Genomic DNA, 25,551 nt, shown 5'->3' with positions numbered 1-25,551 from the left:
GCGTCTGTGCCTGATACCCTAGGTTTTGTGGTCTGGCACGTTGCCCCGTGGCGGGGCAGAAGGACGCGGGCATGACGCATTACACGCCGACATCGCCGAAGGTCTCGGTGCTCATGGTGTCCCATGACGCCGAGAAGACCGTGCGACGTGCCGTGGAGAGCCTCCAGAACCAGACCTTTGGGAACTTCGAGCTCATCGTTGTGGATGCCGGGTCGACCGATGAGACGGCGCGCCTGCTCTCGGCGCTTGCGGACCGGGACATGCGCGTCTCGGTGGCGCAGGCGGGGGAGTGCGGGCGCCAGGACGCCCTCAACCTCGCGCTCGATCGCGCCCGCGGCGACTACCTGCTCGTCTTTGACGCTGACGGCTGGGCTGACCCGACGATGCTCGAGGAGCTCGCGGACCGGGCGGAGTCGGGCTCGCTTGAGCTTGTCATCGGCGGGTTCTCGCTCTCGCTCTCCATCGGCGGAGGTCGCTCGGCGCGCGCCGAGGTCTCCTCGGAGGCGCGCACCTTTCCCACGCAGCATGACTTTCGCTCCTACGCCTGGAAGCTCCTCGCGGAGGGGCAGCTCCTCCCCGCAAGCGGCAAGCTCTTCTCGCGCGCGCTCGTCGAGCGAAGCGGCGCGCGCTTCTCGCAGGGGAGCGGGTCAGACCACTCCTTCGTGACGCGCTGCCTCGCCGAGGTCGAGCGGGTTGCCGTGGTCGCGGGCGCCCGCTACCACGTCTCCCGGGGCATCCCGCGCGGGCCTCGCGACGTGGCGGACGGCTATCGGCGGCTCGAGGAGGAGCACGCCGCCCTTCTCGCCCTCTACGAGAGCTGGGGGCTCGACGGGGACGCCGCGAGCGTCGAGGCGATTCAGGACCGCTATATCGAGCAGCTCATGGACTGCGTCGAGCGCATCTGCGGGAGGGGGAGCCGCATGGGCTCCGCCGACCAGCGCCGCCTGGTGGCGCAGATGATTGACACCGACCGCGCCCAGGTGGCGGCGAGCGTTGCCCGCCCGCGGGGCAGCGCGGCTCGGGCCATGCTCGCCCCCATACGGGCGCGGAACATCCCCCTCGTGTGTGCGCAGACGCGCCTGATTTCCCTCATTCGCCCCGGAATTGCGGACGTCACCCCTGATCTCTTTGTATAGAATGATTCCAGATTACGTACGAAACCCGGAGGAATCATGCTCACGCCTCGCACGCAGCGCATAAAGGATGCCCTCTTCGCCCGCCCGCGCCGGATCTCGCTCGAGCGGGCGCTCCTCTATCGGGAGAGCTACCTCGAGACCGAGGGCGAGCCGGTGGTCATGCGCCGGGCGATGGCGTTCAGGCGCGTGCTCGAGCGTCACCGGATCGTCGTCGACGGGGACGACCTGCTCGTGGGCAACCGCACGGAGGAGCCGCGCGCCGGCGTGGTCTCGCCCGAGATGTCCCCGTACTGGATCCTTGACGAGCTCGACGAGTTTCCCGTGCGCCCCCAGGACACCTTCGACGTGTCCGAGGAGGACAAGCGGACCTACCGGGAGGTGCTCTACCCCTTCTGGGCGGGCCGCTCGCTCAACGACTGGTACGTGGCCCATCGGCCGGGCGAGGTGGCGGCCGCCGAGAAGGACCGCGTCTTCGCCGTGGCGCAGACGGACAAGGGGCAGGGGCACATCATCGCGGACATCGGCGAGGTGCTCGACCGTGGGCTCGGGTCCCTTCTCGCCGAGGTCGAGGAGCGTCGCGACGCCGCGCCCGATAACGACTTCCTCCGGGCGGGGGCCCTGTGCGTGCGCGCCGTCACCGACTACGTCCGCCGCTACGAGCGCATCGTGCGCGACGCGGCCGAGGGGCGCCCGGTCGCGGACCCGAACGCCCTTGTCGCGCCCGCCTCGACGCCGGGGCGCGCCCGCGAGCTCTCCCGGATGGCGGACGTGCTCGCCCACGTGGCGACGGAGCCCTGCCGAGACCTCTATGACGCGCTCCAGCTCACCTGGCTTCTCTGCGTGGCGCTGCAGCACGAGTCAAACGCGAGCTCCATCTCCCTGGGGCGCATGGATCAGTACCTGCTGCCGTACTACCGCGCGAGCGTGGCGGCCGGCGTCTCGGAGGCGCAGGTCCGCGAGCTTCTGCAGTGCTTCTACCTCAAGACCAACACGGTCGTCTTCGTGCGCTCCACGGACAGCGCCCGCTTCTTCGCGGGCTTCCCCACGGGCTACAACCTCGTCGTGGGCGGCGTGGACGCCGAGGGGCGCGACGCCTCGAACGAGCTCTCGCTCCTGCTGCTCGACCTCCAGCGGGACACGCGCCTGCCGCAGCCCAACCTGAGCGTGCGCCTGCATGCGGGCGCGCCCGACGCGCTGCTCCGCAAGGCGGCCGAGGTCATCCGCCTGGGTGACGGCCTGCCGCAGTGCTTCAACGACGAGGTGAACGTCGAGTCCTTCGCCCGTCGCGGCGTGACGCTCGTCGACGCGCGCGACTACGCCGTCGTGGGCTGCGTGGAGCTCTCCATCCCCGGGCGCATGTACGGCCTGCACGACATCTGCATGTTCAACATGGTGCGCTGCATGGAGCTGGCCATGCGCTCCCATCCCGAGGGCTTCGACGACTTCGAGGCGCTCGTGCGCGAGGTCGAGGCCACCATCGACCACTACGTGTCCCTCATGGTGCGCGGCTGCAACGTCTGCGACGAGGCGCACCGCGCGACCTCGCCCACGCCGCTGCTCTCCGTGCTCGTGCACGACTCGCTCGAGTGCGGCGCCGACATCACGTCCGGCGGCGCCCGCTACAACCCCTCGGGCGTGCAGGGCGTGGGCACCGCAAACCTGGCCGACTCGCTCTACGTGGTCAAGCGGGCCATCTTCGAGGAGGGCGCGCTCACCTGGGCGCAGCTGCTCGGGATGCTCGAGCGCGACTGGCGCGGCGCGGGCGACGAGGTGTGGCGCCAGCGCTTCATCAACCGATACGAGAAGTACGGGAACGACGTCGACGTGGTCGACCGGATCGGGCGACGCGTTCTCTCGCACTATGGCGAGGAGGTCGCCCGGTACGAGAACGCGCGCGGCGGGCGCTTCCAGCCGGGCAGCTACACAGTCTCCGCCCACATACCGCTCGGCGCGGCCGTGGGGGCCACTCCCGACGGGCGCCGTGCCGGCGAGCAGCTCGCCGACGGCGGCCTCTCGCCCATGGTGGGGCGCGACAAGAGCGGCCCCACGGCGAGCCTGCTGTCCGTCTCCAAGCTCGAGAACGTGCTCGACACCAACGGCTCGCTCCTCAACGTCAAGTTCTCGCCGTCCACGCTCGAGGGCGAGGCGGGCCTCGCTCGGCTCGTGGCATACCTGCGCGCCTTCTGCCGGCTCAAGATCCAGCACATCCAGTTCAACGTCGTCGACCGGGCGACGCTCCTCGACGCCCAGGCCCACCCCGAGGACCACCGCGACCTCGTGGTGCGCGTCGCGGGCTACTCCGCGATGTTCGTCGAGCTTGCCAAGGCGATCCAGGATGACATCATCAACCGCACCGAGCACGAGCTCTCCTGACATGCCCGCGCCACTGACGTCAGGTTTATTTGGCACGGAATCGGCCACCATCACCAACGTCCAGCGCTTCTCGCTCCATGACGGCGGGGGCATCCGGACGGTGGTCTTCCTCAAGGGATGCCCCTTCCGGTGCCCGTGGTGCTGCAACCCGGAGAACCTCTCGAGCGAGCCGGAGGTCTCGTTCAAGGAGCGGCTCTGCATCCGCTGCTCTCCGCGCCCCGGCGGCGGCCCCTGCCAGACGCGGCCCGAGGACTGCCCCACGGGGGCCAAGGAGCTTCTCGGCCGGATGCGCGATGTGGGCGACCTGCTCGCGGAGGTCGTGCGCGACCGCTCCTTCTACGAGGAGAGCGGTGGCGGCGTGACGGTCTCGGGCGGGGAGTGCCTGCTCCGCCAGGACTTCCTCTGCGCCTTTCTGGAGGCGTGCCGTGGGGCGGGCATATCGACGGCCATCGAGTCGACGCTCGCCCTGCCGCTGGCCGACGTGAGGCGGCTCGTGGCGGCCTGCGACGCCTTTCTCGTGGACTTCAAGATCGCCGACCGGGCGCGCAGCCTCGAGGTGACAGGCATCGACCCCGACGCGCGCGACGCCAACGTGCGCTCCGTCCTCAGCGCCGGCGGGCGCGTGATCGCCCGGATGCCCATCATCCCCGGGTTCACTGACGACGCCGCCTGCGTGGGCGCCAACGTGGCTCGCATCGGCGAGCTCGGCGTCACGCGCGTGGACGTGCTGCCGTTCCACCAGCTGGGCCAGGGCAAATACGACTCCCTCGGGCGAGCCTACGGCCTGCGCGACGTGCCGCAGCTTTCCGGGCGGGACGTCGCGGGCGTGGTCGATCGCTGCGAGGCGGCCGGCCTCAGGGCGGTGGTGCACGGGGAGTAGGGCGCGCGAGGTCGCATAAGGCGACATTTCCGCGCGAAATCGCCCCAATTTGTCGGGTTGTGCGACCGGGGCCGAGCCAGCCTGCCCGACGTGGCTACACGCGGCCGCCCTCGCGCCGCCGGCGCAGCGTCTCGAGCACGAACGCGGGCCCGTTTGCGCGCAGGCGGTAGGCTGCCTCGCCGGCGAGGTGGGCATAGTAGGGGACGTTCGCGGCGCGGGGTGCCTCAAGACCGCGCACGCGCGCGAAGAGGCGCTTGCCGGCGGGGCTGATGCGGGGGCTGCGAAAGACCAGGCCGTCGTCGAGCCGCGCCATCGAGCTGGCGAGAAGGGCGTTGACTTCCTCGTCCCCCTCGCCGACCGCGCCGACGGTGATGAGCGCGTAGTTGACGCCGCGGACGGCGAGCGCGTCGAGGACGCGCGGGTCGCTGACGTTGGCGAGCGCCGCCGCGTCCATCATGTCGTTCCAGCGCGTGAGCGGGACGAGCGGGGAGCGCGCGGCGAAGGCCTCCGCCTCGTTGAGGTCGCGCTCCCGGTAGCGATAGCCCGGACGGTCCGTGTAGACGAGGCGGTCCGTGCGGCAGAGGGTCTCAACGAGGAAGGGATTGTCCGCCCAGCCCGCGCCGGGGACCTCGAGAAAGCGGATGCCCCGCTCGACGAGATAACCGCGCCGGTAGAGGGCGGCCCAGATGGCGGGATGGTGGAGCAGGAGCTCGATGCCGTCCCCCACGGGGAAGGGCTGCGTCCTGGGCCGCACCCGACCCGCGTAGGGGCAGGTCACGCGCGTGGGCTCGCCGCCGTCGCGCGCGGGGAGCTCCCGCCAGTACGGCGCCTTCACCACGTCGACGCCGCCGGCCCCGCCGTACGCCTCGGCGCAGGCGAGGAGGTCCGAGAACCACGTGGGCTCGAGGGCGTCGTCGGGCTCCACGATGGCGACCCAGGTCCCGCGGGCGATGGCGATGCCGCGGTTGCAGGAGGCGCCGTAGCCCTCGTTGCGCTTGTCCACGACCACGATGCGGGAGTCGCGCGCGGCGTGCTCGTGCACGATGGCCGCAGAGCTGTCCGTGGGGCCGTCGTTCACGCAGATGATCTCAAGCTCGCGATGCGTCTGCGCCTCGACGCTCGAGAGGCACTCGTCGAGCGTTCCCTCCACGTTGTAGATGGGGATGACCACCGAGACGAGGCTGCCCCCGCCGCGCGTCTGGAAATCGCTCATGTGCCTCCCTGTCATCCGCCGAGTAGACGTACCCTATACTATACGGACTAAGCCTGCCGGGCGACCGCCCGCGACGGAGTGAGAGGTGGGGGATGAGGCGTCCCGCAATCGTCATCGTGACCTTCAAGCGCCAGGGGCTCCTCGCGGGGCTCCTCGAGTCCATCCTGGGGCTCACCGTGACGCCGTGGCGCGTGGTGGTGGTGGACAACGAGAACTCCCCCGAGACGGCCCGGATCGTGGGCGAGTTCTCCGGCCGCGCCCGCGCGCTCTGGGGCGACACGACCGACGACCTCGACGCCGAGGGCGGCGCGGGGCGCGTGGTCTACGATCCCATGGAGGAGAACACCGGCGGCTCCGGCGGCTTCTCCGAGGGCGTGCGCCGCGCCCACGAGCTCGGCGCCGAGTGGTTCTGGGTCATGGACGACGACGTCGCGGTTGAGCCGGACGGCCTTGAGACGCTCGCTCGCTGGAGCGAGGAGGCCCAGGCCGTCATGGGCCTGCGCCGGGACTTCGACGACGGGCACTTCTTCTGGCAGCACCGCTTCTGGCCCCGGCTGGCGATCTACAACCCGCTCTCGCGCGACGGCTGGCGCCCGGGGGAGCGCTACAAGCTGTGCAACGCCCTCTGCTTCGAGGGCGGGTTCTTCTCGCGCGGGGTGGTCGACCAGATCGGCCTTCCCGATGCCCGCTTCTTCATCTACCTCGACGACGCGCTCTACGGCTACCTGGCCAGCAAGGTGACGCCCGTCTACTACGTGCCGGACTACGTGCTCTCGCGTCGGCGCGAGGTGGCCAACCAGGCCGTGGGGTCCGTGCGCCAGCTCAACTCCACCTCTGACATGACGCGCTACTACATCACACGCAACCGCGGGTACCTGGCGCGCTACTTCATGCTCCACGGGGACTACAGCGCGCCCGGCTTTGCCCTGGGGACGCTGCTCACCTTCGCGAAGGAGCTCTGTCGCATCCTGATCGTCGACCGCTCGCACCTGGTCTCGGGGATGAGCCGGCTCGTCGCGGGCCACCGCGAGGCGCGGCGGATCCTCCACGACCCCACCTGGGAGCCGATGCCGCCGCTTCGGTAGGGAGTGGGCGGCCGCGGGGTCGGCATGGCGTACAATCATGTGTTGCCCCTATGCGGCTGACCCAAGTGGAGAGGACTCACGTGGCCGAGAAGCGCGACTTCCTGGACGAGCTCATTGACCTGCAGAGCGACTGGCGCGCCCTGTCCGACCTGCCCAGCTCGATGGTGAGCTCGATCACGGGCGAGACCGAGCGCAAGGTCTTCAACCCTGCCGACTACAAGGAGAAGCCCTTCGCCAACTCCAACCGATGCCTCAGGGTGGCGTCGGGGCGCGAGGACGTGTGCTCCCGCTGCCTGGAGGCGTGCCCGGTCCACGCGATCACGATTCACAACCAGTCCGTCCTCATCGGCGACGACTGCCGCAAGTGCGGCCTGTGCGCCGCGGTGTGCCCCACGGAGACGTTCTCCACGCGCCGCCACGCCCCGCGCCAGATCTACGACAAGATCGCTCGCGCGGCCTCGGCCTACGAGCAGTGCTACGTCACGTGCACGCGCGCGCTCAAGCGCGTTCCCAAGGAGAACGAGATCGTGCTCGCGTGCGTGGGCTCCATCCCGCGCGAGCTGTGGTTCTCCCTGCTCGCCGACTACGACAACATCAACGTCTACCTGCCGGTGGGCATCTGCGACCGGTGCCGCACCACCACGGGCGAGGAGGTCTACACCGACGCCATCGGCACCGCCGAGGAGTGGGCGGACGCCGCGCTCGGCCTGGAGGTCGAGGATGCGGCGCTCACGCACGAGCTCACGCGCGCCTACAAGCGGAGCCAGTTCGTGAGCGGGGCCATCCACTCCGCCGAGCGCCTCGTCACGCGGACGAACCCGGCGCTTGCCGGCGCCAAGGCGGTGGCCCAGAAGATCTCCGACCACACCAAGCGGCTCGACCGCCTGCAGCGCGAGCTCGAGGCCGCCGTGGGCGCCAAGACGTCCACCAACCGCCAGCGTGTCCTCACCCAGAGCCGCAAGCTCATGATGGGCGCGCTCCAGCATGACGAGGGCCTCGCCGACCTGGTGAGGCTCGAGGTCCCGGTGTGCGACTCGTCGCTCTGCACCATGTGCGGAGACTGCGCCAAGGCATGCACCGCCCGCGCGATCGACCTCGACAAGAAGGGCCACATCACGGTGCGCAGCCCCTACTGCGTGAGCTGCGGGGCGTGCGTGACCGTCTGCGAGGACGGCGCGCTCTCCATGGAGCCGATGGACGTGCACGAGCTCGTGGTGCCGGACAAGGTGGCCGAGGAGGTCGCGCGCAAGAAGGCCCAGGCCAAGGAGCAGGCGACAAAGTATCTGGACGAGGGCAAGAAGCAGCTCAACCGCGTGGCGGACGCGCTGGAGAAGCTCGACGACTCCGATGCCCCCTCCAGCCCCGCCGCCGAGAAGAGCAAGAAGTAAGGAGAAGAACGTGTCGCTTTCCATCGGTATCGTGGGCCTGCCCAACGTGGGCAAGTCGACGCTGTTCACCGCGCTCACCAAGAAGGGTGGCCTCGCGGCCAACTACCCCTTCGCCACGATCGACCCCAACGTGGGCATCGTGGACGTGCCCGACGAGCGCCTGGGCAAGCTGGCGGACATCGTGCACCCCGGGCGCATCGTGCCGGCCACGGTCGAGTTCGTCGACATCGCCGGACTCGTGAAGGGCGCCAACGAGGGCGAGGGCCTGGGCAACCAGTTCCTTGCCAACATCCGCGAGACCGACGCCATCTGCGAGGTCGTGCGCTACTTCTCCGACCCCAACGTCATGCGCGAGGTGGGTCGCGTGGGCGACTTCGTCGACCCTGCGGGCGACGCGGACACCATCATGACCGAGCTCATCCTCGCGGACATCCAGAGCCTGGAGAAGCAGCTCCCGCGCCTTGAGAAGGAGGCCAAGCGCGACAAGGAGCTCGCGCTGAAGGCCAGCGTCGCGGCCCGCCTGCTCGCCTGGCTGAACGAGGGCAACCGCGCCGCCACGATGGAGATGACCGACGAGGAGCGCGCCGAGACCAAGGGCCTCTTCCTTCTTACGATGAAGCCAATCCTCTACGTGGCCAACGTGGACGAGGACCAGTTCGGCGAGGAGCTCGCCCCCATCGACGGCGTGACGCCGATCCCCATCTGCGCCAAGGTCGAGGCCGAGCTCTCCGAGCTCGAGCCCGATGAGGCCGCGGAGTATCTGGCGGACCTGGGCCTGGAGAAGAGCGGCCTCGAGACGCTCGCCCAGGCGGCGTACCGCCTGCTGGGCCTGCAGAGCTACTTCACCGCAGGCGAGATGGAGGTCAAGGCCTGGACCGTGCGCGTGGGCGCCAAGGCCCCCGAGGCCGCCGGCGTCATCCACTCGGACTTCGAGCGCGGCTTCATCAAGGCCGAGGTCGCCAGCTACGAGGACTACGTCGCGCTCGGAGGTGAGGCCGGCTGCAAGAACGCCGGCAAGCTCCGCATCGAGGGCAAGGACTACGTCGTCCAGGACGGCGACGTGATGCACTTCCGCTTCAACGTGTAGCGGCCGCATGCAACGTCGAGGGTAGGCCCCGAGGGCCCCCTCCCAAAGGTGCTTCGCGCTTATGCGCTCAGGAACCTTTGGGAGGGGGCCTTCGGGGCCTCGTCGTTGGTGCGGTCTTACCGGCTGGGAAAAACGAGGGCGCCCCGCACGTCGTTTGGCGTGCGGGGCGCGAGTCGCCGTTCTTCTCGGCAGGTTCTTCTCGCCTGCGCTACCCGAGGTCGGACCCCAGGATGACGACCACGTCATACTCCGTGGAGTGGGTCCCGTCGTTCTTGTGGACCTGCGAGGAGCTCACCCCGAGCGTCTCGGCCACGCCTACCGCGGCGCTCTCGGAGCTGCCGTTGTAGTAGATCGCGGTGGTGGTGACGCCTCCCTCGGAGGCGTTGCCGGAGACTGCGTCGAAGCCCGCCACGGCGAGGTCCGTCGCGGCGTTGCCCGCGAGCCCGGCGATGCCGGTGCCGTTGAGGACGATGACGTCGCCGGAGTAGGTGGGCTCGACGGAGGGGGCGTCGTCGGCATCGGAGCTCGGGCTCGTGCCATCGCCGTCCGAGATGTTGGTGCCGCTGCCGATGGAGCCCGCGACGCCGGCGGTGAAGTCCTGGCTGGCGTCGGAGTAGGGCGACTCGCCCGCCTTGACGCGCTCCATCATCTCGTCCCAGGCGTCCTCGTCCACGATCTCGTACCAGAGGTTGTTGATGTACTCGGAGATGGTGGGGACCTGGCCGGAGTACATGTTGTTGTCCGTGTCGAAGCTGCGGAACTGGCCCACGAGGCCCACGATGTCGGTCACGCTGAAGTCGGTGGTCACGCTGTTGGCGAGCTCCGAGACCGTGGCCGCCATGGTGGTGAGGTCGCCGAGCTGCAGGACCTTCTTCACGATGGCGCCGATGACCATGCGCTGGTTGGCGGCGCGGTAGAAGTCGCCGCCGCCATAGTCGTCGTACGCGTGGCGGGCGCGGCAGAGGCCGAGCGCCTGCTCGCCGTTGATGGTCTGTGTGCCGGCGGGCAGGTCGATGACGGCGAAGTCGTCGTGGATGGCGATGGGGAGCGTGACCTCGATGCCGCCGATGGTGTCGACGATGGAGATGAGCTGCTCGAAGTCAATCTCCGCGTAGTGGGAGATGTCGACGCCCGCGAAGTCCGACACCACGTCGACCATGTACGCGGCGCCGCCGAAGGAGTAGGCGGCGTTGATCTTCTGCTCGCCGTTGGAGCCCATGTCGACCATCGTGTCGCGCGGGATGGAGACGAGCGTTACCTTCTGCGCGGGCGGGTCCACGCGCGCGAGGATGATGGTGTCGGCGCGGAAGTTGGAGGCGTCCTCGCCCCACTCCTCGGAGCGGCCCTCGCTCTTGTCGACGCCGAGGAGCAGCATGTAGAAGGGCTCCTGGGGCTCCACGGCCACGAGCTGCTGGCGGAGCTCCGAGGAGACCCCCTCGTTGAAGCGGCTGTTGATGTCCGCGAGGTAGAGCCCGAGCGCGGTGCCCGCCCCGGCGAGAAGGACGAGGACGGTGATGAGGAAGACCTTGAGGACCCTGCCGCGGCCCTTGCGGCGCTGGCGGCGCTTGTAGGCGTCGACGCCGTCGGCGCGCGACGGCGCGCTTCTCGCCGCGCTGCCGGCGGGGGTGGAGCGGCGGCTTGTGCCGCGGGTCTGCACGACGGGCTCGAACTGCGACGCGCCACCGTAGAGGTTGTCCGAGAGACGCGCCTGCTCCGCGCGGGTCATGCGCTTGTGCTTTTTCCTGTCGGGCACGAGGGACCCTTCTGTCGTTGGGGGCACACGGCCCCGCGAGCGGCTTAGATACAATCTAAGGATGATACGGGAGCCAAGTGTAAGGCGCATGAAGGCCCATAAAAACGTGCGGATTCTTACGAAAATGCAATAATGGATAGGATTTGTGCACATCGCGCCGAGAAGGCGCGTGGCGAGAAGACCGGAGGATGTATGAGCGAGGCTACCCCCAAGCAGTTTGTGGCGGTTCTGGACTTTGGCGCCCAGTACGGGCAGCTGATTGCGCGTCGCGTGCGCGACCTGCACGTGTACTCGGAGATCGTGCCCTGTGACATCCCCGCAGACGAGCTTGCGGCCATGAAGCCCTCCGCGCTCATCCTCTCGGGCGGCCCGGCGAGCGTGTACGCCGAGGACGCGCCGAGCGTGGACCCGGCGATCTTCTCGCTTGGCCTGCCCGTGCTGGGATTTTGCTACGGTCACCAGATCATGGCCGTGACGCTGGGCGGCGAGGTCGCGCACTCCGAGGTGGGCGAGTACGGGCCGGCCACGATCGCGCGCAGCGGCGAGTCCGAGCTGTTTGCCGGCACGCCCGACGAGCAGACCGTGTGGATGAGCCACCGCGACGCCGTGAGCCGCGTGCCCGAGGGGTTTGTCGTCACGTCGTCCACGGACGTGTGCCCGGTGGCCTCCATGGAGTGCGCTTCTCGCAAGCTCTACTCCACGCAGTTCCACCCGGAGGTGCGCCACACCGAGCACGGCCGCGCGCTGCTGGAGAACTTTCTCTTTGGCATCTGCGGGCTTGAGGCCACGTGGACCATGGACAACATCATTGACGAGAAGGTCGCTGAGATCCGCGCGCAGGTGGGCGACCGCAAGGTCATCCTGGGCCTTTCCGGCGGCGTTGACTCCTCCGTGGTGGCCGCGCTCGTGCACCGCGCGATTGGCGACCAGCTGACCTGCGTCTTCGTGAACCACGGGATGCTGCGCAAGGGCGAGCCGGAGATGGTCGAGGAGGTCTTCCGCGACCAGTTCCAGGTGCCGCTCGTGCACGTGCACGCCGAGCGTCGCTACGAGCGGCTGCTTGCCGGCGTGACCGAGCCGGAGGAGAAGCGCCGCCGCATTGGCTCCGAGTTCTGGAAGGTCTTCTTCGACGAGGCCCAGCGCATCGGCGGGGTGGAGATGCTCGCGCAGGGCACCATCTACCCGGACATCATCGAGTCCGGCGCGCGAAAGACCGGCGGCAAGGCCTCCACGATCAAGAGCCACCACAACCTGATCCCGTTCCCCGAGGGCGTGCACTTTGACCTCATCGAGCCGCTCGACCACTTCTTCAAGGACGAGGTGCGCGAGCTGGGCGTGGCGCTGGGGCTGCCGGACCGCATGGTGTACCGTCAGCCGTTCCCGGGCCCGGGCCTGGCCATCCGCATCATCGGCGAGGTGACCCCCGAGAAGCTGGAGATTCTCAAGAACGCCGACGCCATCGTGCGCGAGGAGCTGGACGCCTACAACGAGCGCCTCTTCGAGGAGACGGGCGAGCGCAACTCCGAGCATTCGTGCTGGCAGTACTTTGCCGTGCTGCCCGACATCCGCTCGGTGGGCGTGATGGGCGACGAGCGTACGTATGCGCGCCCGGTGATCGTGCGCGCGGTTGAGAGCTCCGACGCGATGACCGCGGACTGGGCGAAGCTGCCGTATGACGTGCTGGGCCGCATCTCCTCGCGGATCGTGGCGGAGGTTCCGGGCGTGAACCGTGTGGTGTATGACGTCACGCCCAAGCCGCCCGCCACGATCGAGTGGGAATAATAAATTGAATTAATTGGCTTTTGGCTGAGAACGGGGCCGCGGTGTTGCCGCGGTCCCGTTTCTGTTTGGCCCGATTACGGGTTGTCGGCGTTGCCGATAACCGCGTTTTCTCCTCTGCACACAGCGGTTTACGCTCTTGAAATGAAATGCTCCTTACCTATAATGACAGATAGGTACATGATACTGACATAGAAAGGAGATTGGCATGCCTCCAAGAACAAAAGAGGGCAGCGCGCAGCTTGCGGATTCTATCAAGCGGAGGCGGTGTGAGCTCGGCCTGAGTGCGGAAGAGGCTGCGCGGCGTGCGGGAGTGGGAGCAAAAACGTGGTTTAGGTATGAATCCGGAAGCTCAATTCGTAGCGACAAAATCAAGGGCGTCTGCAAAGCGCTTTCCTGGCCGACATTGCCCGCGCAAGATGACGAGGCGAAGGGGGTTGGCGAGGAATATGCCTGGCTCGATTCGATTGATGAATCGCACCAGGCTTGGTCTTCTCGGCTTGTTGAGACGTTTGGACGCAAGGCAGCCGTCTCATTTGCCGTGGGGAGCGACATACTGTCCGACTATTTAGATGAGGATTTGAGCGAGCTTGCAAGGCTACCCGTCGGAACCCATCTCGGCGAACTCAATTGCAGCTGGTTGGTAGATTATCTTCCGCAACAGTTTCTGCCGCGATATACCTATGAGTTTACCTATCGACTGAGATCGGTTTTGTTGCAGTATCGCGCTCGTGCGCGATGTGGACGGGAGATGCATGCGCACAGCCCCGCCGAGGAGCTTCTCGTGAGGCTTATCAGAGACCTTTCATTCGATGAGGTTGAGGGGTGGAATCCCGAGCTGGAAGACGGCGCTTCAAGCGATGCTCGATGGCAGGAGGCTGAGGGCTGGAAAGACTGGCCGGAGGACCTCTGCGACGATGACGACTTCGGCATGTTCTTAGATGATGGGCGGTGGGTTGAAAGGGGAGAGTCGTATCACTTTGACAGGTGGTTTGAGCCGCAGTTTTATCTAGACAGGCAATGGGTGGAGTGAGCGTACTGTCTGAGATAGCCTATAAATGGCCGGATTCACAGGGGCTCTGCCCCGGAATCACGGCGGGGAATTCCCCAGTTTGTTAGTGACGGCATGCCGAACAACCTAGAGACGACCTACCCTCGAGTCGTTGGGGTCCAAGCCAGCGATGAGGAGAAGGGTCGTGGAGAGGATGCCGGGCATGCCGCAAATCGATGACATGCGGAGGCTGTGGTCGGAGGGGTACTGCATATCCGAGATAGCCCGTAGGACGGGGCACGACAGGAAGACGGTCAGAAAGTTCCTCGACGAGGTCGACTTCTCGCCCGAGCCTCCCGCCGGCGTCGTCCCGGGGCCGTCGAAGCTGGATCCGTACATGCCGACGACCGACTCCATGCTGGAGGCCGACAGGCACGTCTGGAGGAAGCAGCGCCACACCGCGAGGAAGATCCTCGCCGAGCTCCGCCGCGCCGGCTACGACGGCGGGTAGACCCTGGTCCAGAAGTACGTCCACGACAGGAAGCTCGAGATGAGGGGCCGAGCCCCCGAGGGCTTCCTCGACCTCGAGTGGTCCCCCGGAACCGCGCAGGCCGACTTCGGCGAGGCCGACTTCGACACCGCGGACGGCAGGGAGCGGATGCCGTTCCTCGTGGTCTCGCTCCCGCACCCCGGCATGTCGTGGTTCCAGGTGTTCCGAGGGCGCGCGTCGGAGTGCGTGTGTCAGGGCCTCGCCGACGTCTTTCGCCACATAGGGGGAGTCCCTCCCGTCGTCGTGTTCGACAACGCGACCGGGGCGGGGCGCCGGGTCCTCGACGAGGTGAGGGAGGCCGAGCTCTTCCGCAGGCTCAGGCCCCGCTACGGCTTCGAGGCGAGGTTCCGCGACCCCGACGCGGGGCACGAGAGGGGTCACGTCGAGCGAAAGGTCGCCTTCGTGCGCCCCGACGCATTCGTCCCCGTCCCCCGCGTCGGCGACCCGCGGGAGCACGACGAGTCCCTCCTCGGGGTGGCGGACGGCTTCGGCGAGAGGGGGCACTGGAGGAGGGGCGGCACGTGGGGCGAGCTCTTCGAGTCGGACCGCGCCGCCCTCCGCCCCCTGCCCTCCAGGCCGTTCTCCTGCGTGACCTGGCTCGTGAGGCCGTGCGACGAGCGGGGCGAGGCCGCCGTGGGCACCCACTCCTACGGCGCCGGGCCCGAGCTCGCGGGCGCCGACGTCGCGGTCGGTCTCGGCGCCCGCGAGGTGACGATCGCCGGCCAGGGGACGGGCGAGCTCGTCGCCAGGTGCCGCAGGAGGTTCGGCGGGGGCGTCACGGTCGACGCCGGCCCCGTGGCGGAGCTCAGGCTCCTTGGCCGGCGGCCCGGGGCCTGGCGCGAGTCCCGCGCGCGCGGCGCTGCCCGCCGGGGTGGTCGAGTACCTGGACGGGCTCGACAGGGCGTCGCTGTCGAGGAGCGCGACGATGCCCTCGGAGGTCGCCGGGGAGGAGGGGATCGAGGCCGCGGGCGAGTCGATGCCCGGGCTCGTGAGGCGTGGCGGCGACCTCGGCCGCAGCGACCTCCGCGTCCTCTCCCTGAGGCTGCTCTCCGGCGTCTCCGGGCCCGACCCGGGGCCGGACCTCTCCGAGTGCGACCGCGCGTTCCTCGGGAAGGGGGCGGCGTGGCATGGCGGACTCCGCATCGGACGCCAGGCTCAGGGCCTGCGGGAGGGCCGTGATGCTCTCCAACCACACCATGGGCGACGTCGCGGGGGACTACTCGGACGCCGAGAAGGGGGCGATCTCCGGGATGCCGGGGGCCGAGCTCGCCTTCCGCGACTCGAACAGGAGGAGGCGCCTGCCCGAGCGCGCGAACTTCCCGGTCCCGAAGACCTTCGAGGGGTACGACTGGTCGGCGGTGAGGCTGCCGCCCAGGCTGTCCCGGGAGGACGTGACGACGTGCGCGTTCGTGAGGAAGGCCCAGAACCTCGTCCTGTTCGGCCCGGTCGGGACCGGGAAGACGCACATGCTCGTCGCGATGGGGACGGTCGCGTGCTCCATGGGGATGAGGGTGCGCTACTTCACGACGACGGAGCTGGTGACGCTCCTCTCGGAGGCGAAGAGGGACGGCACGGCGAGGAGGCTCATGAGGTCCCTGGAGAGGACCGACCTGATCCTGCTCGACGAGTTCGGCTACGTCCCGGTCGACCGGGACGGCGCGCGCCTCCTCTTCCAGGTGATCGACGCGAGCTACGAGAGGAGGTCGCTGGCCATAACGACCAACGTGGACTTCCCCAGGTGGGGGGCGGTGCTGACCGACGACCAGATGGCGGCCGCGACCATCGACCGGGTCGCGCACCGCGGGCAGCTCGTCGTCTTCGAGGGCGAGAGCTACAGGCTCCGACACGCGCTGATGCGGTCGTCGTAGCGGAATCGTGAAGCTGGGGATTTCCCCGCCGTGAAGGTGCCCCAAGCGGATTGTGAATCAGGGCAAATTATCGTTGACACAGACAGAGCGTACGAGGGTTCTTGCGCTCCTTCTGTGACCGGCTATGCCTCGTTAGCTGCCGACCGCCCGGAGTGGGAGCGGAGGGCGCGCGGGATCCCGCACGCCGCAAAGGGGGGGAGAAGGCGGAGCCGCTGGTTTTCCGGCAGGGAGGCGCCGCCGACCGGTTGTTTCGGGCGAGCCTTGCCGGCACCGCTCTGAGCGGGGGCGGTCGAGCCCGAAAGAAGCCGGGAAAGCATCGCGGCCCTTGCGGGGAAAGCGGGGCCCGTGACAGGCTGCGCGTACGAGGAATAGCCGGCATCCGCCGGCCTCGGCTCGTCGCTATTGGGTTGTCGCCTTGGTTTTGTCCGATGGGCTCAGCACTCGGCTGAGAAAGGGGAGTCGGGCCCTGCTCTGACCACTCGGACTTACTCTTACCCGAGTTAGCCGCTTCACGTGGCGGCATGTCATGCGTCTGAGCTGCTGTTTTCATGCAGCGGGTAGCCGGGTTGCTGCTGGGCTACTCGGACTTACTCGGAACTACTCGGACTTACTCGGACTTACTCGAACTCAGTAAAACGGCTTGTCGAAATGACTGTCGAGGTGTTTACCTGCGCTTTTATCAGATTGCGGCGCAAGATGGGCCAATCGTCGCCCTTACCTACTCGGAACTACTCGGACTTACTCTTACCCGCTCGGTCCCGCAGGCACGGGAATCTCGCCGGGCCTGCGGGACCGTCTTATCAGTCTTAACGGGAGCGGGGGAAGGAGTAGTGCTGGGACGGGTCCTTGGGGCCGGAGCCGTGCCATGAGAGGATGCCTTTGCCGACGAGGCCCCTCAGGGTCGACCTGGCGAACTTGGCGCTCCTTCCGAGGTGCTCGGACAGCTGCTTGACGGTGACCTTGCCCCTTGCATACACGATCTGGACCGCTGACAGCTCGGGCTCGGTGAGGGCCCTGTACGCGTCCTCGCCGACGATGCCGGAGACGGTGTCGCTCTGCCTGAGGACGCGCGACGTTATGCTGTTCTCGAGCGTGAGCAGCACCGAGGAGTCGTTCGGCTCCGAGAAGACGGGGTCGTTGAGGAAGAAGCTGGCCATCTCGTCGTAGATTCTCTGCACCCCCTCGTTGAGCTCCCTCACCCAGCCGAACTCGACGAGGGTGCGGGCGATGATGGGGTTGCGCGACCAGCGGGTGTGGCGCATGTTCTCGAGGGTGACGATGTTGGGGAGCTTTCCGGGGCTGAGGATCTCGAGGCGGTCGTCGTACATCATGACGCGGATGTAGTCGCCAGAGTAGGCGTAGTTCCTGTGCGTGACCGCGTTGACGAGGCCCTCGAACCACGCGAACTCCGGGTACTCGGGGATGATCTTGAACTTCCCGTCGTCCCCCAGGAACTGGAACTCCCGGAGCTGGCTGGAGATCATCTGCTTGGCACCCTCGATCACCTTGGGGAGGGGCCCGTCGAAGGTCCTGTCCTTCACGATGTTCAGGCGCCGCCCGGTCTCCATCCTGCTGCCGTCGAAGCGCATGACCCTCACGCGGGCGCACGGGATGAACTGCGTGGGGTTCCTTGCGAACAGGAGAACCCCCGCGTTGGTGAGGTGCCCGTCGACGAGCATCCCCCTGCTCCTGAGTATCTGCTCGTAGGGGGCGTCGGTCCCGAGCTCCTCCCGGTAGCGGTCCATCACCTCGCGGTCGATGTCGTCGATGCCGGACCTGTCTGCCAGCTCGTCCTCGAAGCGCCTCTGGTTCTTGTCGTACTCGAGGGCGCGAACCTGCTCGCGGTCCAGCCGGACGCTCTCGTCCTTCTGCCTGAGGAAGACCTCGCCGTCGCGCTTTCTCGCGATGACCCGATCTGTTGAGGCCTGGACGTCGAGGACGAGGATGCGATCGCTCTCCCCGCTCGAGTTGGTGACGTTGACCTCCTCGGCTCTGACGGCGGGGACGGGGTCGCAGCACGTGATGGGGGCCTGGAGGAAGTCCTCGATGTCGTGGGCGCCCCTGCGCCTGAAGCCGGTGATCTCGCCGTCGTCCTCGATGCCGATGACGAGCTTGCCGCCGGATGCGTTCGCAAAGGCGCTGATGTGCCTGGAGATGTCGTTAGCGTCCTTCCGGGCGCTCTTGCGGTCGAAGTACTGGTTCTCCTTTTCCGAGGAGAACCGTTTCGGATCGTTTTGTTCGATGGGGTGCTGCATCGGGCCCTCCTGTCCTTGGGCGATATTTTATCGTACGGTTGCGGCAGGCTGACCGATGAGGTTCGCCCCTCACCTCCGCGACATGCCGTAGACGAGGGCGTCCTCGCGCTCGACGTCCGAGGGCTCCTCCTCGCCGCGCATGGCGGAGAACTCCCGCGCGAGGAAGTCGACCGTCCAGGCGAGCCCCTCGTCGACCTCGCCGGCGGAACGGATGCGCCTGAGCTCGCGGTACACGCGCCCCATCTCGTCCCGGAGCATCTTGTAGACGCGCACGTCGGGCCTGACGACGACCTCCTCCTCGAGGGCCCGCTTGTAGAGGTAGTCCTGCTTGGTCATGCCCGAGGCGCGCGCCATGAGGTCGATGCGCCTGGCCTGCTCGGGCGTGACGCGGAACCCGATGGTGACGCTCCTCTCGCGGGCGGAGTTGGGGCAGGGCATGTCAGTTCTCCCTTCTCGCCCCGTCCAGGGCGCGGGCCATGTCGTCCTGGACGCTGGGGAACAGGTGGGCGTAGCGGTAGGTGATGTCGGCGGCCTCGTGGCCCATGCGGTCCGCGATGGCGAGCGCGGTGAAGCCCATGTCGATGAGCAGCGAAACGTGGCTGTGCCTGAGGTCGTGGATGCGGATGGGCTCGAGGCCGGCCGCCTTGCTCCCGCGCGCCATCTCGTGGCTGAGGAAGTACTTGGTCACGGGGAAGATCCGCTCGTCGGGGTCCAGGCCGAGCCCGGAGAGCAACGCTTCCATCTCCTCCGCGTAGAAGCGCGGCATGGCGATGACGCGCTTCGACTTCGGGGTCTTCGGGTCGGTGAGGACGTCCTGCCCGTCGATGCGCTGGTAGGACTCCGCGACGGTGAGGGTCCCCCGCTCGAAGTCGAACCTCCGCGGCTTCAGGGCGAGCAGCTCCCCCTCGCGCACGCCGCACCAGTAGGGCGTTTCGAAGGCGTGGAAGGAGAGCGGCTTGTCCATGACCTCGTCGGAGAACCTGAGGTACTGGTCCTTGGTCCAGAACCTCATCTCGCCTGCGGACTTCGAGCCCATGGACTCGGCCCTGCGGCACGGGTTCGACGAGAGGCCGTAGAAGCGCACGGCGTGGTTGAAGAGCGCGCAGAGCTGGTTGTTGACGGTCTTGAGGTAGGTCGCGGAGAACCCGCCCCCCCGCCCGGCTTCTCGAGGGCCATCAGCTCGTTCTGCCACCTCACGACGTCGACTGGGGCGATCTGGTTCATGCGCTTCTCGCCCAGGTAGGGGAGGATGCGCTTCCTGATGATGGACTCCTTGGTCTTCCAGGTGTTCAGGCGCAGGCGCGGCCCCATGTCCTTCTTGTAGAGCTCGAGGAAGTCGAGGAACTTCATGTCCACGTCGCCCGCCTGCACGGCGTAGAAGTCGCGCTCCCACGCGAGCGCCTCGGGCTTGGTCTTGAATCCCCGCTTCACCTTGTGGGCGCGCTTGCCGTCGTAGGTCTTGTACCAGGCCTGGACGTACCAGGTGCCGTTCCGCCTATCCCTTGTCACCGACATCGGAATCCCCCTCGCCCCCGAACAGGCGCTTCTCGAAGTACGCGCGGCTGACCCGCCTGGGCACGGTGATGCACCCCCGCTCCTCCATCTCCTCGTTGAGCCGGCGGATGAGCTTGTAGGCGTAGGCGCGCGACATGCCGAGGGCCGCGGCGACCTCGTCCGCGCCGATGGTTCTGCTCTCCATCTCCCTCCAATCTCGCGACAGCACGAAAACGTGCTGTCAGTTCGGATACTAGCAGCACGAAATCGAACGGTCAACATGACAATCCTTCATATCCTGATGCGTTATCCTGAGATAAGCAGGTACACCAGATATACAAGAGAGACAGGGGAGACATGGCGGACGGCAGCAGGATACGCGAGCTCAGGACGAGGCGCGGCCTCCTGCAGCGCGAGCTCGCCGAGATGGCGGGCGTGACCGAGTCCGCGGTGCGCAACTACGAGCTCGGGCTCAGGACGCCCCGGCCGCAGCACCTGGAGGCCCTCGCGAGGGCGCTCGGGGTCGCCCCCGCCGCGCTCGCCGACTACGGGGTCGAGACGGCGCGCGACGCGATCGAGGTCCTGTTCCGGCTCGAGGAGGGATTCGGCGCGAGGCCCGAGGCCGACGATGGCGGAGCTCGGGTCGCCGTGGACCCCGCCGCGCCCGGCGCCCAGAAGCTCGACGCGGCGGTCAGGGTGTGGGCCGCGATGCGCGCGAGGCGGGACTCCGGGGAGATCTCCGAGGAGGAGTACCTCGACTGGAAGCGCGGGTTTGATAGGACGAACTCTAAGTCTATTTAGCTGATTGATGGGATATTAACCTGGAAATGATTTGGCTGGTAATCAATGAACGATTTCATCAATGCTGGCGATATTAGCGCCGTCGGGGACAACGGTTCAATATATGCGAGAGAGAACACCGAAATCAGAATCCCCAAGGAGTACTCCGAAGACAAATACGTCGCAATCCGAAGCAGTGAGTTGAGAAAAGTGCGCTCTCGGCTTAGGAAAGAGCTGGAAGCAGGTGAGACAATCCCTTGGGCGGACATCATGCTCGCATTTGTCACGATGCCCCTCGGCTATCTGGTGAGCTCTTTGCTTACTGGAACTGAGCTCGGCTCTTGCCAAGGAATCTTTTCATATTGCATCTGTCCGGCTTTGACAGTCGCGTTGTTCTTTGGCTGTCTGCTAATAAAAAAGAGTGAGTCGCGCAATAGCAAGAATCTTGCTGACTATGTTTTGGACCATCTTGTAGAAGATCGGGATCCCATGGAGATGAGTAATTATGAACATTAAGGATATTAGTACTCAGCTGCTGTTTTCGACGACTCCGATTATTTGTGAGAAAGATGAATCAATTTCCACGGGAACGGCATTCTTCTTTTCATATGGTTTAGAAGACGGGTCAAATGTTCCCCTGTTAATTACGAGCAAGCATGTTGTTGAAAATGCAAAGAAAGGTTATTTCAAAATAAATTTGGCGAAAGACGGCATGCCTCAAAGCGAGAGCCTTAGAGTGAACTTTGACGCTGGGTTCTTCTCCTCGAAAGGTTTGGAGAAGCTTGACATTGCAGTTGCGCCAATTGCTCCAGCGCTGTCATTTATGGAAAAGAGCGGAAAGACCGCGTTCTTTCGCTCAGTCGACAAAGGTCTTATCCCTTCAAAAAAGAACATGAACGAATTGGCAGCATTGGAGGAAATAACTTTCATAGGCTACCCCAGTGGACTATATGACGAAAAGAATAAGACACCGCTGATTAGAAGGGGCATTACGGCCACGCCTATATGGAATGACTATCAGGGGGAGCAGGCGTTCTTGATTGACGCTTCCGTCTTTCCGGGGTCAAGCGGAAGCCCCGTATTTATTTTTAACCAGGGAAGCTACTCGACGGGTGACGGTATAGTAATTGGCTCACGTTTGTACTTTGTTGGGGTTGTATCTCAGACGATTGTCAGAAATGAAAAAGAATATCTCGATTTAGGAAAAGTGATAAGAAGCGATGCGATATTAGCGGGATTGAAAGATTATATTGTTGAGTTGCTTGATAGGAGTAGAGCGGAGTAAAATGTGCTGACTGCGCCTACCTACTGTATGCGACTTTATACTGAGTTGCTCTGGCAAGTAAATCGATTGAGTTCAATTTGAGTTCAACTCGTAGATGCGAAATGCAGTTGATTTCGGTTAATGAGGAGATAACGGTACATCACGTAGACGAAAGTGCATAGGAGCCTATTATTCGATTACTGAGTGTGAGTAAATTCCGCCTGATTTTCTCCAAAAATAGCTTTATTACGGCCTTATTTTCTCCATTCTGTGCGAAAATAAGGCCGTAGCTATCTTAAGGGGGGAGCTTGCATGGAACGATTCCTCATGAATGAGCTTGTTGCCTGGAAGGACAGGCCCCGCCGCAAGCCGCTCGTCCTCAACGGCGCGCGTCAGGTGGGCAAGACGTGGCTGCTCAAGGAGTTCGGAAGGACGCAGTTCGAGAACGTCGCGTACGTGAACCTCGACGACAACCCCAGGATGCGCGAGCAATTCGAGCTGGGCTACGACATCCCGCGCATCGTCTCGGCCATCCAGTTCGAGACGGGTCAGGTCGTGTCCGAGGGCGGCACCCTCATCGTCCTCGACGAGATCCAGGCGTGCCCGAAGGCGCTCACCTCCCTCAAGTACTTCTGCGAGGACGCGCCTGGGTACGCGGTGGCTGCAGCCGGCTCACTTCTGGGCATTACCGTGCACGAGGGAAGCGGGTACCCCGTTGGGAAGGTGAACACGCTCGATCTCCATCCCTTGAGCTTTCGGGAGTTTCTTGTCGCAACGGGGAACCGGACGCTCTGCGACCTCATCGACACGGGAGGCACGAGCCTCATCAACGGCTTCTCAAGCAAGTTCGTTCCGCTCCTTCGTCAGTACTACTACGTCGGGGGGATGCCGGAGGCGGCGAGCGTCTTTCTTGAGCGAGGTCTCTTGGAGGATGCGCGTGAGGTGCAGCTTGAGATTCTGCGCGGTTACGAGCGCGACATCTCGAAGCACCTGAGCAGGACCGAGACCGAGTACGCGCTCGCCGCGTGGCGGTCGATCCCGTCCCATCTTGGGAGGGAGAACAAGAAGTTCGTGTTCAGCCACATTGCTTCGGGTGCGCGGGCACGGAACTACCAGGCGGGCATCACGTGGCTCACGCAGGCCGGCATCACGACCCTTGTCCGCAGGATCTCGAAGCCCGGCATCCCCCTGGCTCCCTACGCCGACGACACGGCGTTCAAGCTCTTTCTGGTGGACGTTGGCCTGCTGGGTGCGATGGTGGGGCTCGATAAGGAGACGGTCGTCGGGGGCAGCGATATCTTCGAGGAGTTCAAGGGCTCGCTCACCGAACAGTATGTCTGTCAGCAGCTCGTCTCCGACTGCGGGCTCACGCCGTACTACTGGTCGGCCGAGAATTCTTCGGGTGAGATCGACTTCCTGGCGCAGGGGTCGAACAGCGTCTATGCCATCGAGGTGAAGGCGGAGGAGAACCTGCGCGCCAAGAGCCTACGGTCGTTCAAGGAGTCCCATCCGGAGATCAAGTCCGTTCGTTTCAGCCTGTCGGGCTACCGCGAGCAGGACTGGATGAGGAACGTCCCGCTGTACGCGATGTCGAACATGGGGTTGTGGGGATAGGTCGAGAGTCTACGTTAATTGATGGGGGCATACTATGATTCCTTCAAGTTTTACCCAGGGAGTATGGGGGAAGAGCTGGGAAGAAGCGCGTGGGGACAACACGGTTCAAGGGACGGCAAACCTTGGTGACGAGGGTGTCGTTCTCGACATCCCCTGCGGAAAGCTGCTCGGTTCCCCAGGCGTCGTCATTAACGGTGAAAAAGAGCCCTCTGCTGCGGAGCACTTATATGGGTTCTCTCAGGACGGGTATGCGTTGGTGCTTGGAAACGCTGCGTACAGCAGCGGTGAAACGCACTATCCGGGAATGGTCCATCAGGTCATCCGTGCAGATTATCTTATGGCAGCAAAGGGATGCCGTGAATTCGACCCATCTAATGTAATTAAAAGGGTGGATATCGAGGTAAGGAATCTGGCGGACTGGTACGGAAAATCAGCTTATTGCATGACTTTCGAGTCTGATGATCAAGATAATGTGCGCTTCAGAGCGCTCGAATATAAAAAAGAAGATGATGAGGCCACGGTCTTGCTAGAGAGTGAGCAATGCAGTATCACGCTGTTCGGCAAGTACATCATTCCCGGGCTGAATGTAAACGAGATGACTTTTCGTCACCAGTGCTGTTTGAAAGTATGTTTCTCAGCCGGAAAGACACTCGAGGAGGCTCGTGATTTCGCTGTCAAACTGTCAAAGTTCTTTAGCTTGTGCATGGGCTTTCATGCAGCCATCCAAAGGTTTGCTTTGTATTTTGATGGTGAAGGGAGCGCAATTCAATACTACGCACCATTGATCGATTCTCCCGCTCCGTCAAAAAATGCTATACGTGCGATGCCATTCCCTTATCGCGCACTAGAAGGAGAAATCGGCAACTATCTTTACAACTGGTTCGATTATGGCATTGAAAAGAGAGGCAAGAAAGACTACCTGCTTCTCAAACGTGCCAGCGACTTAATCATTTCAATACTTACCTATGACTGGAAAATGCCAGTTGAGTTGCAGTGCGTATCCGCATCTCAGGCTTTAGAAGCAATTTCAAGATACAGAGCTGACCTACAATCTTGGCCAAAAGCTGAGTTGAAGCAAAATCGAAAAGAACTCTTGAAGCGAATCGAAGGAATGCCAGAAGAATTTGTGGCATGGATCCAGTCTCGAATAGGACAGAATTCAAAAGGCGCAAAGCGTCTGATAAATGAACTTATGGATAGGCAGAAAGATGCTGTCGGGTGGCTTGTCCCTGATATAGATAAATTCGTGTCTGAACAGCAGGACGCTCGTAACACATATTCGCACGGGTCTTCAGCTGTTGCGGTTGACCCGTCTCGTTTATATCAGCTAACAATGGGAATCGCATTGGTTAGCTATGCCATACTATGGCGGCTGCTTGGCATGAGCCCTACGAAAATCAGGTGCGAACTTGAGCGTTCTCGATTTAAAGCATGGGTGATAGATTGGCTATGTTTGCAATACCCTAAGCAGAATTTGCCAGATACCACGAAATGTGATGAAAGTGATGGCTCAGGTTGCTTTGGGGCGTCTGACAGCTGACGCTAATATGGAATAGCTGAGTTCAATATTGAGTTTATCCGGGTGCTCGATATCCCGATAATTTCGGTGGTGAGTGGGGTGACGCTGCACCATGTAGACGAGAGACCATGGGAATGCACGATTCGATTACTGAGTGGAAATAAATTATTTAATAAAACTAGCTTCGTTGCCAGGGGTCGCGGAAGTTCTGCGACCCCTTCTTACTTTTTGAGGCTGGTGAGGACGAAACCGGCAAGGCCGGCCGATCATAGGTCTTCTTGCGTGCGTCGCGGCTGGCCCTGGCGGGTGCCCCGTGGACAAGAGCTGATTTACTTTTACTATTTATTACATTCAAAACCATGTAACAACCGGGCTCCGGGGCGCTGAAATGGCAGATGTGGCCCCTAACGAGAAGCATAGCCCCTGAGTTTCTGTCCGGTCGCCGGCGTACGCTCGCAGCGAGGGGCACGACGGCGTAGGGAGGTCGCGATGGCGAGCATGACGGGCAGGGACGTGGCGGCG

Annotated in this window: 23 protein-coding genes; 16 read left to right on the top strand and 7 right to left on the bottom strand. The window is 64.5% G+C overall.

Annotated elements, in window-relative coordinates; genetic code table 11:
* Positions 1–71: 71 nt before the first annotated feature.
* The 3 genes from ACULPM_RS04100 to ACULPM_RS04090 are packed head-to-tail and all read left to right on the top strand — an operon-like array spanning position 72 to position 4,389.
* Entirely contained in the window at positions 72–1,136 is a 1,065-nt protein-coding gene (locus tag ACULPM_RS04100; protein WP_445331175.1) for a glycosyltransferase family 2 protein, read from the top strand.
* A 36-nt stretch (positions 1,137–1,172) separates the two neighbouring features.
* Positions 1,173–3,509 carry a formate C-acetyltransferase/glycerol dehydratase family glycyl radical enzyme gene (locus tag ACULPM_RS04095; RefSeq protein WP_445331174.1) on the top strand — a complete coding sequence of 779 codons (2,337 nt, stop codon included), beginning with the start codon at positions 1,173–1,175 and terminating at the stop codon, positions 3,507–3,509.
* Positions 3,472–4,389, top strand: a complete 918-nt coding sequence (locus tag ACULPM_RS04090) for a radical SAM protein (protein ID WP_445331173.1) — start codon at positions 3,472–3,474, stop codon at positions 4,387–4,389. The genes ACULPM_RS04095 and ACULPM_RS04090 overlap by 38 nt, the downstream gene beginning before the upstream one ends.
* 94 nt (positions 4,390–4,483) lie before the next feature.
* Here ACULPM_RS04090 and ACULPM_RS04085 read toward each other — a convergent pair whose 3' ends face one another.
* Complete coding sequence (locus tag ACULPM_RS04085) at positions 4,484–5,602, bottom strand: glycosyltransferase family 2 protein (RefSeq protein WP_445331172.1); 1,119 nt, start codon at positions 5,600–5,602, stop codon at positions 4,484–4,486.
* Positions 5,603–5,694: 92 nt separating this feature from the next.
* Here ACULPM_RS04085 and ACULPM_RS04080 point away from each other — a divergent pair, with 92 nt between their 5' ends.
* From ACULPM_RS04080 to ychF, 3 genes are all read left to right on the top strand, one after another.
* The gene (locus tag ACULPM_RS04080) at positions 5,695–6,687 is read left to right on the top strand and encodes a glycosyltransferase (protein ID WP_445331171.1); all 993 of its coding nucleotides are present in this window, start codon (positions 5,695–5,697) and stop codon (positions 6,685–6,687) included.
* Between the two features lie 80 nt (positions 6,688–6,767).
* Positions 6,768–8,075 carry a 4Fe-4S dicluster domain-containing protein gene (locus tag ACULPM_RS04075; RefSeq protein ID WP_445331170.1) on the top strand — a complete coding sequence of 436 codons (1,308 nt, stop codon included), beginning with the start codon at positions 6,768–6,770 and terminating at the stop codon, positions 8,073–8,075.
* 10 nt (positions 8,076–8,085) lie between these two features.
* Entirely contained in the window at positions 8,086–9,162 is a 1,077-nt protein-coding gene (gene ychF, locus ACULPM_RS04070; RefSeq protein WP_445331169.1) for a redox-regulated ATPase YchF, read from the top strand.
* Between the two features lie 208 nt (positions 9,163–9,370).
* Here the strand turns inward: ychF and ACULPM_RS04065 are convergent, their stop codons facing one another.
* Positions 9,371–10,915, bottom strand: a complete 1,545-nt coding sequence (locus ACULPM_RS04065; RefSeq protein WP_445331168.1) for an LCP family protein — start codon at positions 10,913–10,915, stop codon at positions 9,371–9,373.
* 192 nt (positions 10,916–11,107) lie between these two features.
* Here ACULPM_RS04065 and guaA point away from each other — a divergent pair, with 192 nt between their 5' ends.
* From guaA to istB, 5 genes are all read left to right on the top strand, one after another.
* Positions 11,108–12,697, top strand: coding sequence for a glutamine-hydrolyzing GMP synthase (gene guaA, locus ACULPM_RS04060; RefSeq protein WP_445331167.1), 1,590 nt, complete (start codon positions 11,108–11,110; stop codon positions 12,695–12,697).
* A gap of 205 nt (positions 12,698–12,902) precedes the next feature.
* Positions 12,903–13,727 (top strand): helix-turn-helix domain-containing protein, encoded by an 825-nt coding sequence (locus tag ACULPM_RS04055; protein WP_445331166.1) that lies wholly within the window; start codon positions 12,903–12,905, stop codon positions 13,725–13,727.
* A 181-nt stretch (positions 13,728–13,908) separates the two neighbouring features.
* On the top strand, positions 13,909–14,196 hold the full coding sequence (locus tag ACULPM_RS04050) for a hypothetical protein (protein ID WP_445331165.1): 288 nt from the start codon (positions 13,909–13,911) through the stop codon (positions 14,194–14,196).
* Positions 14,197–14,235: 39 nt separating this feature from the next.
* Entirely contained in the window at positions 14,236–15,414 is a 1,179-nt protein-coding gene (locus tag ACULPM_RS04045) for a hypothetical protein (protein WP_445331164.1), read from the top strand.
* Positions 15,363–16,103, top strand: a complete 741-nt coding sequence (gene istB / locus ACULPM_RS04040) for an IS21-like element helper ATPase IstB (RefSeq protein WP_445331163.1) — start codon at positions 15,363–15,365, stop codon at positions 16,101–16,103. The genes ACULPM_RS04045 and istB overlap by 52 nt, the downstream gene beginning before the upstream one ends.
* Positions 16,104–16,909: 806 nt before the next feature.
* Here the strand turns inward: istB and ACULPM_RS04035 are convergent.
* The 5 genes from ACULPM_RS04035 to ACULPM_RS04015 form a co-directional block, all read right to left on the bottom strand.
* Positions 16,910–18,358, bottom strand: coding sequence for an ATP-binding protein (locus ACULPM_RS04035; RefSeq protein ID WP_445331162.1), 1,449 nt, complete (start codon positions 18,356–18,358; stop codon positions 16,910–16,912).
* 69 nt (positions 18,359–18,427) lie between these two features.
* The gene (locus tag ACULPM_RS04030; RefSeq protein ID WP_445331161.1) at positions 18,428–18,796 is read right to left on the bottom strand and encodes a plasmid mobilization protein; all 369 of its coding nucleotides are present in this window, start codon (positions 18,794–18,796) and stop codon (positions 18,428–18,430) included.
* A gap of 1 nt (position 18,797) precedes the next feature.
* Positions 18,798–19,394: a site-specific integrase gene (locus ACULPM_RS04025; protein ID WP_445331160.1), complete on the bottom strand. Its 597-nt coding sequence runs from the start codon at positions 19,392–19,394 to the stop codon at positions 18,798–18,800.
* On the bottom strand, positions 19,367–19,873 hold the full coding sequence (locus ACULPM_RS04020; protein ID WP_445331159.1) for an Arm DNA-binding domain-containing protein: 507 nt from the start codon (positions 19,871–19,873) through the stop codon (positions 19,367–19,369). The genes ACULPM_RS04025 and ACULPM_RS04020 overlap by 28 nt, the downstream gene beginning before the upstream one ends.
* Positions 19,854–20,057, bottom strand: a complete 204-nt coding sequence (locus ACULPM_RS04015) for a hypothetical protein (RefSeq protein WP_445331158.1) — start codon at positions 20,055–20,057, stop codon at positions 19,854–19,856. The genes ACULPM_RS04020 and ACULPM_RS04015 overlap by 20 nt, the downstream gene beginning before the upstream one ends.
* 152 nt (positions 20,058–20,209) lie before the next feature.
* On the opposite strand from ACULPM_RS04015, the gene ACULPM_RS04010 reads away from it, so the two are divergent.
* The 5 genes from ACULPM_RS04010 to ACULPM_RS03990 all read left to right on the top strand — a co-directional run bounded on the left by ACULPM_RS04010 (position 20,210) and on the right by ACULPM_RS03990 (position 25,050).
* On the top strand, positions 20,210–20,653 hold the full coding sequence (locus tag ACULPM_RS04010) for a helix-turn-helix domain-containing protein (protein WP_445331157.1): 444 nt from the start codon (positions 20,210–20,212) through the stop codon (positions 20,651–20,653).
* Between the two features lie 45 nt (positions 20,654–20,698).
* Positions 20,699–21,148, top strand: coding sequence for a hypothetical protein (locus ACULPM_RS04005; RefSeq protein WP_445331156.1), 450 nt, complete (start codon positions 20,699–20,701; stop codon positions 21,146–21,148).
* On the top strand, positions 21,138–21,917 hold the full coding sequence (locus ACULPM_RS04000; RefSeq protein WP_445331155.1) for a trypsin-like peptidase domain-containing protein: 780 nt from the start codon (positions 21,138–21,140) through the stop codon (positions 21,915–21,917). Before ACULPM_RS04005 ends, ACULPM_RS04000 begins: the two co-directional genes overlap by 11 nt.
* Before the next feature lie 291 nt (positions 21,918–22,208).
* A complete protein-coding gene (locus ACULPM_RS03995; RefSeq protein WP_445331154.1) occupies positions 22,209–23,510 on the top strand; it encodes an ATP-binding protein in 1,302 nt (433 codons plus the stop codon).
* Positions 23,511–23,544: 34 nt separating this feature from the next.
* Positions 23,545–25,050 (top strand): ApeA N-terminal domain 1-containing protein, encoded by a 1,506-nt coding sequence (locus ACULPM_RS03990; protein ID WP_445331153.1) that lies wholly within the window; start codon positions 23,545–23,547, stop codon positions 25,048–25,050.
* Positions 25,051–25,551: the final 501 nt, after the last annotated feature.

The sequence above is a fragment of the Thermophilibacter sp. ZX-H3 genome, assembly GCF_052599055.1.
The sequence above is the reverse complement of the archived record's forward strand: the minus strand, read 5'-3'. Positions and strand labels throughout refer to the sequence as shown.